15 protein-coding genes are annotated in these 12612 nt (G+C 59.4%); 8 read left to right on the top strand and 7 right to left on the bottom strand.

The features are described 5' to 3' along the window. The first annotated feature begins 22 nt into the window (after positions 1 to 22). From POI8812_RS04215 to POI8812_RS04200, 4 genes are all read left to right on the top strand, one after another. Positions 23 to 847 (top strand): hypothetical protein, encoded by an 825-nt coding sequence (locus POI8812_RS04215; RefSeq protein ID WP_108781244.1) that lies wholly within the window; start codon positions 23 to 25, stop codon positions 845 to 847. A 79-nt stretch (positions 848 to 926) separates the two neighbouring features. Next, positions 927 to 1514 (top strand): HD domain-containing protein, encoded by a 588-nt coding sequence (locus POI8812_RS04210; RefSeq protein ID WP_108781243.1) that lies wholly within the window; start codon positions 927 to 929, stop codon positions 1512 to 1514. After that, a complete protein-coding gene (locus POI8812_RS04205; RefSeq protein ID WP_211310369.1) occupies positions 1511 to 2413 on the top strand; it encodes an NUDIX hydrolase in 903 nt (300 codons plus the stop codon). Before POI8812_RS04210 ends, POI8812_RS04205 begins: the two co-directional genes overlap by 4 nt. 186 nt (positions 2414 to 2599) lie before the next feature. After that, a complete protein-coding gene (locus POI8812_RS04200) occupies positions 2600 to 3400 on the top strand; it encodes a Shedu immune nuclease family protein (protein ID WP_108781242.1) in 801 nt (266 codons plus the stop codon). 70 nt (positions 3401 to 3470) lie between these two features. On the opposite strand, the gene POI8812_RS04195 is transcribed toward POI8812_RS04200, so the two are convergent. Further along, positions 3471 to 4142: a GNAT family N-acetyltransferase gene (locus POI8812_RS04195; RefSeq protein WP_108781241.1), complete on the bottom strand. Its 672-nt coding sequence runs from the start codon at positions 4140 to 4142 to the stop codon at positions 3471 to 3473. A 124-nt stretch (positions 4143 to 4266) separates the two neighbouring features. Between POI8812_RS04195 and POI8812_RS04190 the strand changes: the two genes are divergently transcribed. Further along, positions 4267 to 4713: a YcgN family cysteine cluster protein gene (locus tag POI8812_RS04190; protein ID WP_108781240.1), complete on the top strand. Its 447-nt coding sequence runs from the start codon at positions 4267 to 4269 to the stop codon at positions 4711 to 4713. Continuing rightward, positions 4710 to 5738, top strand: coding sequence for a threonine aldolase family protein (locus tag POI8812_RS04185; protein ID WP_108781239.1), 1029 nt, complete (start codon positions 4710 to 4712; stop codon positions 5736 to 5738). The genes POI8812_RS04190 and POI8812_RS04185 overlap by 4 nt, the downstream gene beginning before the upstream one ends. A 42-nt stretch (positions 5739 to 5780) precedes the next feature. On the opposite strand, the gene POI8812_RS04180 is transcribed toward POI8812_RS04185, so the two are convergent. Continuing rightward, the gene (locus POI8812_RS04180; protein WP_162844879.1) at positions 5781 to 6527 is read right to left on the bottom strand and encodes an alpha/beta fold hydrolase; all 747 of its coding nucleotides are present in this window, start codon (positions 6525 to 6527) and stop codon (positions 5781 to 5783) included. Between the two features lie 28 nt (positions 6528 to 6555). Next, positions 6556 to 7152: a 2-hydroxychromene-2-carboxylate isomerase gene (locus tag POI8812_RS04175; RefSeq protein ID WP_108781237.1), complete on the bottom strand. Its 597-nt coding sequence runs from the start codon at positions 7150 to 7152 to the stop codon at positions 6556 to 6558. A 135-nt stretch (positions 7153 to 7287) separates the two neighbouring features. Between POI8812_RS04175 and POI8812_RS04170 the strand changes: the two genes are divergently transcribed. Further along, positions 7288 to 8307: a ribose-phosphate pyrophosphokinase gene (locus POI8812_RS04170; RefSeq protein WP_108781236.1), complete on the top strand. Its 1020-nt coding sequence runs from the start codon at positions 7288 to 7290 to the stop codon at positions 8305 to 8307. Between the two features lie 70 nt (positions 8308 to 8377). Further along, the gene (locus POI8812_RS04165; protein ID WP_108781235.1) at positions 8378 to 9400 is read left to right on the top strand and encodes a DUF418 domain-containing protein; all 1023 of its coding nucleotides are present in this window, start codon (positions 8378 to 8380) and stop codon (positions 9398 to 9400) included. On the opposite strand, the gene POI8812_RS04160 is transcribed toward POI8812_RS04165, so the two are convergent. The 4 genes from POI8812_RS04160 to POI8812_RS04145 form a co-directional block, all read right to left on the bottom strand. Further along, the gene (locus tag POI8812_RS04160; RefSeq protein ID WP_108781234.1) at positions 9397 to 9747 is read right to left on the bottom strand and encodes an H-type lectin domain-containing protein; all 351 of its coding nucleotides are present in this window, start codon (positions 9745 to 9747) and stop codon (positions 9397 to 9399) included. The two genes, POI8812_RS04165 and POI8812_RS04160, sit on opposite strands and share 4 nt — an antisense overlap. A gap of 72 nt (positions 9748 to 9819) precedes the next feature. Then, on the bottom strand, positions 9820 to 10218 hold the full coding sequence (atpC, locus tag POI8812_RS04155) for an ATP synthase F1 subunit epsilon (protein ID WP_245895242.1): 399 nt from the start codon (positions 10216 to 10218) through the stop codon (positions 9820 to 9822). Positions 10219 to 10278: 60 nt separating this feature from the next. Beyond that, the gene (gene atpD / locus POI8812_RS04150) at positions 10279 to 11703 is read right to left on the bottom strand and encodes a F0F1 ATP synthase subunit beta (protein ID WP_108781233.1); all 1425 of its coding nucleotides are present in this window, start codon (positions 11701 to 11703) and stop codon (positions 10279 to 10281) included. Positions 11704 to 11721: 18 nt separating this feature from the next. Continuing rightward, the gene (locus POI8812_RS04145; protein WP_108781232.1) at positions 11722 to 12591 is read right to left on the bottom strand and encodes a F0F1 ATP synthase subunit gamma; all 870 of its coding nucleotides are present in this window, start codon (positions 12589 to 12591) and stop codon (positions 11722 to 11724) included. Between the last annotated feature and the right edge of the window lie 21 nt (positions 12592 to 12612).

Below are 12612 nucleotides of genomic sequence, written 5' to 3'. Positions count from 1 at the left end.
AGTCCAACAAACCGAGCACCTCATGACTGCCAAGTACACCCCAACGGATGAACCGATTAAGATCGGCGGTATTGATGGTACGAAGGTGGAGTATTACCGCGAGATCCCAACCGCAGATGTGATCCACAAGAATGCCAAGTTCTTTGCGTTTACCGTTTCAACAAACCAAGTTGCGCCACATCGGGACTACGGGTCCGTGAAGTCCGACTGGGTGGATTGGATGAAACCAGGCTGGGGCATGGACAGCCCCTTCCGGAAACGTATCGAAATGCCCGAACCTCAGCCCCTGTGGGATGCTTACCTGTATGATTTCGAGCCGAAGGATATCGGACCCTATCTGCAAGACTTCTCCGTCAACGGCGCTCGGGCACATTGGGTGCCGGACATTTGGACTGCGGTAAACGGCCTGATCGTGACAGAGCGGGCGAGGAATGTGATCAAAGAGCTTGACCCTGGGCTGAGCTACTTCTTCCCGATGACAATTACGATCACTGAGACAGGTGAGCCTCTGCCCGAAAGACGGTTCTATTGGAAGCCGAGACGCACCTTTGATTTTTGGGATAGCCTTGGAGGAAAATCGCTTGGCCGCTTGACCAAGCCATTTTCGGCAGGATGTGCCTTCGGGCGACTAGAAGTTGCCTGGCAGCTCACCAACAACGAGGTTCTGCGAGACCACCTCGCCTCGCTTCCCTTTTGGACATTGGAACCAGACAATTCAAACTTCGGAATGCGCCCGGATGTCTTTGCTCGCCTAAAGTCAGAATTGTTCACCGGATTGATTGAGATCGTCGGCGACAACCGCAATGCGCCCGGCTTCGACAAGAACGCCAATATCGGGGTGTTCTAGGTTCGTCCCTGCTTGCCCGCACCGGCCCGTACTCCTTATGTCTGGGCCAACGTGACATCCCAACCGGACCGAGACCCAAATGACCCAACGCGCATGGCAACGGATGCTTTCGGGCCGCAGGCTCGATCTGCTCGATCCCTCTCCGCTGGATGTGGAGATCGAGGACATCGCCCATGGCCTCTCCTTCGTGGCGCGCTGGAACGGGCAGACGCAGGGCGACTGGCCCTATTCGGTGGCGGAGCATTCGCTGCTGGTCGATGACCTCTTCATCGAACTCTACCCCAAGGCCCCCGTCAAATGGCGGCTCGCCGCCCTCCTCCACGACGCGCCCGAATACGTGATCGGGGACATGATCTCCCCCGTAAAGGCCGCGGTCGGGCCGGGCTACAAGGCAATGGATGTGCGCCTGACCGAAGCCATCCACCTCCGCTTCGGCCTGCCCGCGGCCCTGCCCGCCACGATCAAGAAACAGATCAAGCGCGCCGACAAGATCTCCGCGTGGGCCGAGGCCGTCTTCATCGCGGGCTTCACCACGGAGGAGGCCAACAAGTTCTTCGGCGCCCCCCGCCACGCCCCCGCCGCCAAGCTGCGCATCGACCTGCGCCCGCCCATGCAGGTGAAGGCCGCCTTCCTCACCCGGTTCGAACAACACATGAGCGCGCTGTGAGCCGCCCGATCGAGGTCGGCCTGTCCGCCGTGCTCGTCGGCGTGATCGAGAGCGATGGCCGCGCCGAGCCCGTCGTCCTCACCCTGCCCGGCCCCGAACTGCCGACCCGCCCCTTCGACCCAGACCGCCACGGCACCCTCGAACTCTCCCTGCGCGATTGGGTGGAGACGGATACCGGCCACACGCTGGCCCATGTCGAGCAGCTCTACACCTTTGGCGACCGGCCCCAGCGCAGCGATCCCGCGCACCGCGTCTCCATCGGCTATCTCGCCATCGTGCCGGGGCGGGAGCGGCTGGAGGGGCAGGACTGGCGCCCCTGGACCCAGTTCTTCCCATGGGAGGATCGCCGCGCCGGCCCCGCCCCGATCCTCACCGAAACCCTCGCCCCCGCGCTGGAGAGTTGGGCCACGACACCCCAAAGGCGCGAACGCCTCAACCTCTCCTTCGGGCTGAGCGGCCAGCCGTGGCGCGATGAGCTGGTGCTGGAGCGCTACGAACTGCTCTACGAGGCCGGATTGGTCGAGGAAGCCGCCCGCGACCGCGCCCTCCCCCCGCCGCGCCCACTGGGCCGCGCCATGCCACGCGACGACCGCCGTATTTTGGCGACCGGCATCGGCCGCCTGCGCGCGAAACTGAAATACCGCCCCGTGCTGTTCGAGCTGATGCCAGAGACCTTCACCCTCTTCGACCTCCAAACCGCCGCCGAAGCCGTCTCCGGCCAACCCCTCCACAAACAAAATTTTAGGCGGATGATCACCCAATCCGGCCTAATCGAACCAACAGGCGCACAAACCGCCCGCAGAGGCGGCAGACCCGCAGCCGAGTACCGCTTCGCCGCAGAAGCGCAATGGGAGCGGAGGGTTAGCCCGGTGAGGTTCGGGGGCGCGAGGGCGAGTTGACCGCTACACTGGCACTGGTCAAGCTTCATGCAACCTCCAGCGAACAATAGAAACTCATCTACAAATTCCAAAACTAAGGCTTAGGTTTGACATTAGAACTTCGAACGCCGCACAATACTTCCAGTGTAAACAGCAATCCGCTCTAATGCACCGCCTTTTGAAAATCTAGCCAAAATTGATCCCGCCATGCAATCGTATGAAAACGAAAAAATTAGGTCTGAATTCACCAATTTGATCGACTCAAATCAAAGAGAACAAGTATATCAGGATTTTATGGAGAGACATACAGGGCTGATACCTCGCAATTTTGTTCTTAATCATGGGGTTCACTTTAGAATTGTACTTAGGAAGCTTTCATTTGGATCTGACTACAAGTCAGATTTTTTCTTTTTGACGAAAAGTAGTATTGATTGGAGCGCTGTTTTTATAGAAATCGAGAAGCCACAATCAAAATTCTTCCGAGACAAAAGCAATGAATTACATTCAGATTTTCAAAAAGCGATTCATCAAATAAAAACATGGCAATCATGGCTAAGTGATAGTGGTAACGCAGCTGGCTTTTTATCCTCCATTAGTGATATCCGAGTACCGCGTCAGATGGCAAATCACCCAACTGATTTTAAATTTATTTTAGTTCATGGGCGCAGATCAGAAATAGAGAATAATGACCAGAGAAAGCAATTAATTAAATCTTACCAAAGCGAAAATATTAAAATTATATCATTTGACAGCCTCATAGAAGGAATTCCGCTAAACTATCCCCTTAATATAGCCGTACGCAAAAACGAGTTTCTCGATATATTTGGTGACACAGTTCATGATGGATCTATTTTTTCTGCTATAGATCCATCCAAATTAAGAGTCAGTAGTGCAGTACAAAAGAGGCTGGAAGAAGGCTCAAAATCGCCTCAACACCTTGTAGAGTGCAACGGAGAATACGTCGATGCTTGGATTCTGGCAGCCCAAAAAGTACGAATACATAATTGATGTATCTTACTATTTACGAACCTAGTTTAAATAATTTGGAATAAGGTCGAGTTTTTTGACGCAGGTGGTGTCAGCACGAAATTGCGAAGTGGTTCCGCTGCACACCGTTCTCATCAAAATTCCCCGGCTCCAGCCACCGCTCGAACCGCCCCCGCAAATCCTCCCACTCCCCATCGAGCACGGAGAACCACGCCGTGTCCCGGTTCCGCCCCTTGGTCACCAACGCCTGTCGGTGCACGCCCTCGAAGGTGAACCCCAGCCGCTCCGCCGCCCGTCGTGACGGCGTGTTCAGCGCGTTGCACTTCCATTCATAGCGGCGATAGCCCAACTCAAACGCCTCGCGCATCATCAGGTACATCGCCTCCGTCGCCATGCGGGTCCGCTGCATCGCGGGCGAGTAAGTCAGGTGGCCGACCTCGATCGAACCCGCCTCCGGGTTGATGCGCAGATAGCTGCCAAAGCCCATGGCCCTCCCACTCTCCACATCGACAAAGGCGAAGAACAGCGGATCGCTGCTCGCAGGCTTGTCCGCCATGTAGTCCCGGAACGCGGCCTTATCCTCGAACGGCCCGCCCATCAGGTAGCGCCAGACTGCGCCCTCCCTATCGACCGCATAGGCCGCCCACAGATCGTCGAAGTGCCGCGCCTCCAGGGGCTCCACCCGAGCGTAGCGTCCGGTCAGCACCTTGCGCTCCGGCACGCGCGCACCCTGCCAATTCTCGACGATCTCACCCAGTTTCATGTCGACTTCCGTATGTCACATCGGTGCACGGGTTGTGCACGCCCTGTGCACAGGTTGTGCACACCACTTTTGACAGATCAAAGGTGAAGTTGTGCCGACACATCGACGGGCGTAAGACGGTCCCATGACCAAGCGCCCCGCCTTCTGGACCCGCCCCCTCGACACCCTCAACCGAGAGGAGTGGGAGGCGCTGTGCGACGGCTGTGCCAAGTGCTGTTTGCTGAAGCTGGAAGATGAAGACACCGGGGAAGTCGCTTATACCTCAATCACCTGCAGGCTTTTGGACGCAGGCACCTGCCGCTGCGGGAACTATCCGTTGCGCAAAACGCTGGTGCCCGGCTGCGTGGTCATTGACGCGGAGAATGTGGAGGAGATCAAGGACTGGATGCCCGCCACCTGCGCCTATCGCCTGCGCGCCGATGGCAAACCCCTCCCCGATTGGCATCCCCTGCTGACCGGAGACCCGCAAAGCCCTGTAAAAGCAGGGAAATCCATCCCGCGCCGCACCGTTGCAGAATACGAAGTCGATGAGGAAGACTTCGAAGATTACATCATCGAGGACCTGTCATGAACTTCGCCTCCGACAATTCCGGGCCCGCCCATCCAAAGGTGATCGAAGCCATCGTCAGGGCCAATGACGGCTACGCGATGCCCTATGGCAACGATCCGTACAGCATTGATGTGAATGACAAAATTCGCGATCTGTTCAACGCTCCGCATGCAGCGGTCGTGCTGGTCGGGATTGGCACTGCTGCCAACGCTCTCGCCCTGTCAACAATCTGCCCACCCTGGGGCCGTATCTTCTGCCACGAGCTCGCGCATATCGAGGAAGATGAGTGCGGCGCCCCCGAAGCCATGATCGGCGGCGGCAAGTTAACCCTTTTGAAAGGCGATCACGCCAAGATCACGCCCAAGACGCTGGCCGACGCCATTGCGGGCAGCACCGCTGGGATCGTGCATTCCCATCAACCTGCCGCCCTTTGCGTGTCAAACCTGTCAGAGCTGGGGGCGGCTTCCACCCCGGCAGAGCTTCAGGCCCTCGCGAAAGTCGCACATGCGGCGGGCTTGAAGCTTCACCTTGATGGCGCCCGGTTCGCGAACGCCTGCGCTGCGACCGGCGCCACAGCGGCAGAGATGGCCGCGCCCGTCGACACACTCGCCTTTGGCGGAACAAAGAACGGTCTGATGGGTGTCGAAGCGGTCGTGATCTTCGATCCCGATGCCCAATGGGAACTGGAATTGCGCCGCAAGCGGGCCGCGCAATTGTTTTCAAAGCATCGGTTCCTCGCGGCACAGATGGATGCCTACCTGACTGACGATCTGTGGCTGGAAATGGCGCATGCCGCCAATGCGGCGGCGACGGATCTGGCCAATGGCCTGCGCGATGCCGGGGTGGAGATCGCCCATCCCGTAGACGGAAACCAGATCTTCGCCCGCCCCACCCGCGCCCAGCATCGTCGCCTGCAAGACGCCGGTGCCGCCTACTACCTGCACGGGTCCCTTGAAGGACCGGATGAGGAACGGGTGACCTGCCGCCTTGTCACAAATTGGTCGACAAGCCAGCAGGATCGTCAGCAATTTTTGGCGGCACTCTAGCCTTCGGATTGGTCAAAATACCCCCGCCGAAGGCGGTCTGACCTAGAATGGCAGGTGCCGCGCCACCTCCGCCGGGTGCGTGATCGCCACCATATGTCCTGCGCCGGGGATCTCAGTCGGCTCCACCCCAACAGCACGGCCGACATGCCGCGCGATGCCAATAGCGGCGCCGACGGTCTGCGCGCCGTATAGGATGCGTACCGGGCCGGGCAGTGACGGCAGAACCGATAATGTCATTTGCCCAGGAGGATTGCCCATCACGTCCTCGGCGGACCGATCTATGAAGTGAATGCGCTCAATGGCATAGGCACGCAGCCTAGCGGGCAAATCCTCCCACGCGACACCGTTGCCCCAACGCGCCATGAAGGCACGGGCCTGCGCCTCTCGATCCCCGGTGGCCAGGGCGTCGGCATAAGCCGCACTCGCCACGCGCTCATCTTCGGCCAAGGGGTCGCCGGCCTCTTGCAGCAGATGAAACATCATCGGCTCTATCAGCGTGAGCGATGCAACGGCGGAAGGGCGCTCCAGCGCGGCCCTTGCCATCACGCGGCCACCAAAAGAGTGACCAACCAGATGCGCGGGACCATCGCCCAATATATCAAGCACCGCATCCGCGGCCTGCCTCTCGGGGGAGCGCGCTTCATCTGTCTCACTCTGCCCGTGACCGGGCAGGTCCAGCGCCACGGCGTCCAGATCGGGGCGAACCGACAACAGGGGTTTCCAGGCGCCCGAATGGGACAGCGAGCAATGGGACAGGATCACGCGTGGACCGTCACCGGCCCTGCGCATGATCCCGGTCCTGGCCCCGCTAAGGGTCTCAGGCATTTTCTGCGAGATAGGCGTCGAGATAGGACAGACGATCCTGCCCCCAATACACCTGATCGTCGACGATATAGGTGGGCGCGCCAAAGACGCCCGCATCCATCGCGGTGACAGTGTTCCGCTCGAATTGAGCAAGCGCCGCCTCGGCATCCCCATGGGCGACCGACGCGTCATAGCCGGCGGCAGTCAGGCAAGCCTCGATCACCTCCAGTTGGGAGATGTCCTTCTCTTCAGCCCACACAGCACGCAGAATCCCGTGGGTCAGCTTGCCCAGATCGCCGCCTTCCGCAGACTGCGCGTTGATCATCGCGATCACGGCTGGTTTCGGATCGGTGGGCCAGTGTGCCGGTTTGAGGTTGATCTCAAGCCCGTTCATCTTGGCAACACGCGCAAGCTCTTGCAGGCGATAGGCCTGACGAGATGGATGCCGCTTTCCCGGAGGCTGCGTGCCCTGTTCCCCAAAGACCTTCAGCAGATCGAACGGGATGTAGTTGATCGTCGCGCCGTGCGAAGCGGCGACGGCCTCCAACTGCTCCCCGGCGAGATAGGCGAAAGGGGACAGCGGGAAGGTGTAGTAATCAATCGTGGCCACGGCGCGGCACTCCTGTCGTTCTTTGTCTTATAGATGACACATAGGGTTTGCTTGGCGGGCGCACAGTGCTAACGCAACCGCACCAGCCCAGCCCGCATGAAAAGGTCTGACATGCCTGCCAAAAGGACGCCACCGATGAAAGCCGACATCAACCTCAAACTCATCTCTGGCAATGCCAACCGCGAGCTTGCCGAAACAGTCGCCAAGCGCATGTCGGTCTATCGCGGATCGCAGGTCGCATTGGCAAACGCCCGCGTAGAGCGTTTCAATGACAAGGAAATTTTCGTCGAGGTCTATGACAATGTCCGCGACGAGGACATGTTCATCATTCAGTCGACCTCTAATCCGGCCAACGATAATTTGATGGAGTTGCTGATCATGGCAGACGCGCTGCGCCGGTCGTCGGCTCAGCGGATAACGGCGGTGATTCCTTATTTCGGATATGCACGGCAGGATCGCCGCACCTCCGCCCGCACACCGATCAGCGCGAAGCTCGTCGCGAACCTGATTTCCGAGGCGGGCATCGACCGGGTCCTGACCATGGATCTGCATGCGGGACAGATCCAGGGCTTCTTCGACATTCCGGTGGACAACCTCTATGCCGCGCCGGTCTTTGCGCTCGACATCATGGCGAATTTCGATGACCTCAGCGACGTCATCATCGTCTCCCCCGACGTAGGCGGCGTGGCGCGGGCCCGTGAATTGGCCAAGCGGATCGGCGTCGGCCTTGCCATCGTGGACAAGCGCCGCTCCAAGCCCGGTGAAATCGAAGAGATGACGATCATCGGCGAAGTGGCAGGCAAACGCGCTATCATCGTCGACGATATCTGCGACACGGCGGGCACGCTGTGCAAAGCGGCAGAGATCATCCAGAACGAGGGCGGCGCCAAGGAAGTGCACGCCTATATCTCACACGGCGTTCTGTCCGGCCCGGCCGTTGGACGGATCGAAAAATCCGTACTCAAGAGCCTCGTCGTCACCGACTCCATCGAGCAGCCTGAGCCTGTGAAGGCGTGCGATAACATTCGCGTTGTCCCGATTGGCCCGATGTTTGCACAGGCGATCCTGAACATCTCGAACGGAACCAGCGTCTCCTCCCTGTTCTCGGAAGAAGCCCTCGGCCCGATTTACGAGGCATTTTACCCGATGCGGTAAATGTTGGGGCTTTAACGCCTGACGCCAAACACACATCTAAAGCCCCGAAGGAACATTCGGGGCTTTTTTTATGGCGCAGCGACTGCATGGCCTCGATCTGGCAAGATTTCTCGCATTCTCAGGCATGGTGCTCGTCAATTTTGACATCGTGTTGCGCGATCCAGAATTCGGCGCGCCGTGGCTGGTCGAGCTGTTGCAGGGCCGCGCTGCTGCTTTGTTCGTGGTACTGGCGGGCGTCAGCTTCGCCATCGGCGCGCGGGGTCGGTCCGCGAAACAGATCTCGCGGCGCACATTGAAGCGATCCGCTGTTCTGCTCGCAGTTGGGCTGGCGAACCTTGCGATCTTTCCGGCGGACATAATCCACTATTACGCCGTCTATTTCGTAGTCGCCCTGCCATTCCTGTTCGCATCAACACGCGCCGTTCTGCTCGCATGCGGCGCGCTGCTGATTGGACAGGTCGTGGCTATCCTCTTGTTTGACTATGATGCGGGTTGGGCGTGGGAAAGCCTGACCTATCTCGACCTCTGGACGGTTGAGGGTGCGCTCCGAAATCTTTTGTTCAATGGATGGCATCCGGTCCTGCCGTGGGTTGGCTTCCTGCTATGGGGCATCTTCCTTAGCCGATTTGACCTTGGATCTCGCAAAGTACAGGGGCACCTGATCGGTCTGGGCCTCGCGGTGGCGCTGATGGTGGAGATAGCATCTCACTTCCTCGTCGGCGCTGCCGGCCCGGACGAGTTGTCGTTGTTATTCGAGACAGAGCCGGTGCCGCCCATGCCACTCTACATGATAGCGGCCACGGGCTGGGCGACGGCAGCAATCGGGCTTTGCCTTTGGCTCTGTCCGTCTGAGAGAGGTTTTGCTGCTGTTCTTTCCGCCGGACGGCAGACACTCACACTCTACATCGCGCAAGTGATCCTTGGCATGGGGACGTTTGAGGCGGCGGGTTGGTTGATGAACCTGTCGGGTGGCGCGGCGCTTTTGACTTCTCTCTCCTTCATCCTGACATTGGTGACATATGCTTGGCTCTGGCAGCGCTATATCTCCACAACCGGACCGCTGGAAATATTGCTGCGTCGCCTATCGGGCTAAACGTCCCACAGCTCATCCGTGTCTACGAGAACACCGATCGCGGTCCAACGCATTCCAAGGCGGGCGATGCGCGTGTCCTCCCACGTGTCGGCGGCAATGGTGAAATCGGTGGTTGTCACGTCTTCTGTCCGCAAATTCAGGCGCAGATAGCTTTCATTGTCGGCATCAAGCACGGCAATCGAAAGGGAGACGGTTGGCGGCTCGGCAAACGGTTCATCGAACGAGACGGTCGCGCGAACCGTACGCTCCCCGGCACCATCCCACATCACCGTGGTTTGGGCCCAATGATCGAAGAGGCTGACAAAGCCCTCATCGATACCAATTTGATGCGAATTGAGACGTTTCATCCGCTCACCCTAAACAAAAAGCCCCACCGCATGCGATGGGGCCATTCGTTTCACTTTTAGCAATCAGTGCGGTCAGAGACCGAGCTGCTGCTTGAGGAACCGGGCGTGGTTCACGCGCTGGTTCACCGTGATCTTGTTATCGTCCGTGGCTTCGAGAGCTGCCTTTTCAGCAGCGTCCACGACACGGTCGATCCAATCGGTCGTGACGTCGGCTTTCAGGCTTGCCTGCTCTGCCAGAACGGACACGCCTTCCGGGCCGATCTCGGCAAAGCCGCCGGTCACGACATAGTCGTGAGCCTCGGTGCCTTCGTAAACCGTCAGCATACCGGGGCGCAGCAGGGTCAGCGTCGCGGCGTGCTGCGGCATAACCGTCATCTCGCCCTCTTCGCCATGGATCTGGACCTTCGTGACCTGAGCAGAGTGCAAGCTCCGCTCCGGGCTGACGAGGTCGAACTGCATGGTATCGGCCATTCAAGCCTCCTTGGTCGGGCGGGCGGGGTGCGGCTTGGCACCCCTGCCTACCTGTTCAGATCAAGCTGCTTCGGCAGCCATCTTCTCGGCTTTCGCGATCACTTCGTCGATGCCGCCAACCATGTAGAAGGCCGCTTCGGGAAGGTGATCGTACTCGCCAGCCACAACGGCCTTGAAGGACGCGATCGTGTCTTCGAGCTTCACCTGAACACCGGGGGAACCGGTGAACACTTCTGCCACGTCGAACGGCTGCGAGAGGAAACGCTGGATTTTCCGTGCGCGGGAAACCGTCAGCTTGTCCTCTTCGCTGAGTTCGTCCATGCCGAGGATCGCGATGATGTCCTGCAGCGACTTGTAGCGCTGAAGCATCTGCTGAACGTCGCCTGCCACCTGATAGTGCTCCTCACCCACGACCTGCGGGTCAAGGATACGGGAGGTGGAGTCGAGCGGGTCAACCGCCGGGTAGATGCCCAGCTCGGAGATCGCACGGTTCAGAACGGTCGTCGCATCGAGGTGCGCGAACGAAGTTGCCGGTGCAGGGTCGGTCAAGTCATCCGCCGGAACGTAGATCGCCTGCACGGACGTGATCGAGCCGGACTTCGTGGAGGTGATGCGTTCCTGCATCGCGCCCATGTCGGTTGCCAGCGTCGGCTGATAGCCCACAGCGGACGGGATACGACCCAAAAGTGCGGACACCTCGGAACCGGCCTGCGTAAAGCGGAAGATGTTGTCCACGAAGAACAGAACATCGGTACCGGACTGGTCGCGGAACTGCTCAGCCATGGTCAGGCCGGACAGAGCAACACGTGCACGCGCACCTGGAGGCTCGTTCATTTGACCGTAGACGAGCGCCACTTTGGACTTCGTCAGGTCGTCCGCGTTGATAACGCCAGATTCGATGAATTCGTAGTAAAGGTCGTTCCCCTCGCGGGTCCGCTCACCAACACCTGCGAACACCGAGTAGCCGGAGTGCACTTTTGCGATGTTGTTGATCAGCTCCTGAATGAGAACCGTCTTGCCGACGCCCGCACCACCGAACAGACCGATCTTACCACCCTTGGAATAAGGCGCGAGCAGGTCGATCACCTTGATACCCGTCACCAGGATCTCGGAGGAGGTGGACTGCTGATCGAAGGTCGGTGCTTCGCCGTGGATGGCGCGGTACTCGGTCGCTTCAACCGGGCCCTTCTCATCCACAGGTGCGCCGACAACGTTCATGATCCGGCCGAGGGTCGCATCGCCCACGGGAACCTGGATCGGGTTGCCGGAGTCGGTGACGGTCTGACCGCGCACCAGACCTTCGGTCGCGTCCATCGCGATGGTGCGCACGGTGTTCTCACCAAGGTGCTGCGCCACTTCGAGGACGAGGTCGTTGCCATTGTTGTCCGTGTTAAGAGCGGACAGGATCGCGGGCAGGTGGTCGTCGAATTGGACGTCGACGACCGCGCCGATCACCTGGGTGATTTTGCCGACAGCATTTGCCATGTTGTTTCTCCAGTCGTCTTAGAGCGCCTCGGCGCCCGAGATAATTTCGATAAGCTCGTTCGTGATCGCTGCCTGACGGGTCCGGTTGAACTCGATGGTCAGCTTGTCGATCATGTCGCCTGCGTTGCGGGTTGCGTTGTCCATTGCGGACATCCGCGCGCCCTGCTCGGAAGCGGCATTTTCCAGCAGACCGGTGAAGATCTGCGTGGCGACCGAACGGGGAAGCAGATCCGCAAGGATCGCATCTTCCTCTGGCTCGTAGTCATAAAGCGCGCCGGTATCGGCATCGTCTTCAACAACCGCCGGGATGATCTGCTGCGCTGTGGGGCGCTGCGTGATCACGTTCTCGAACTGAGCATAGAACAGCGTGGCGACATCAAATTCACCCGCGGCAAAGCGGCCCAGAACGTCCTGCGCGATGGCGGAGGCATTGTCGTAGCCAACACGCTTCACTTCGCTCAGATCCACGTGATCGACGAACAGGTCACGGAAGTCGCGGCGCAACTGCTCGCGCCCTTTCTTCCCGACTGTGATGATCTTCACGGTTTTGCCTTCGCCCTGCAAACGCTCGATGTGAGCGCGTGCCAGCTTGGCAATATTGGTGTTGAAACCACCGCAGAGGCCACGCTCCGCAGTTGCGACGATCAGCAGATGGGTCTGGTCCGACCCGGTGCCGCGCAGCAGCATCGGTGCGGAAGCGGAGTTCTTCGACCCCGCCGCCAGATTGCCAAGGACGGCCTCCATGCGCTCGGCATAGGGGCGCGCAGCCTCCGCCGCTTCCTGCGCACGGCGCAGTTTCGCGGCGGCGACCATCTGCATCGCCTTGGTGATCTTCCGTGTCGATTTGACACTTTCGATCCGGATTTTCAGGTCCTTGAGGCTCGGCATACGCCTTGCTCCCTTCCCTTA

Source organism: Pontivivens insulae, assembly GCF_900302495.1.
Lineage (GTDB): Bacteria > Pseudomonadota > Alphaproteobacteria > Rhodobacterales > Rhodobacteraceae > Pontivivens > Pontivivens insulae.
Note: the sequence above shows the minus strand (reverse complement) of the source record. Positions and strands in the feature narration are given on the sequence as shown.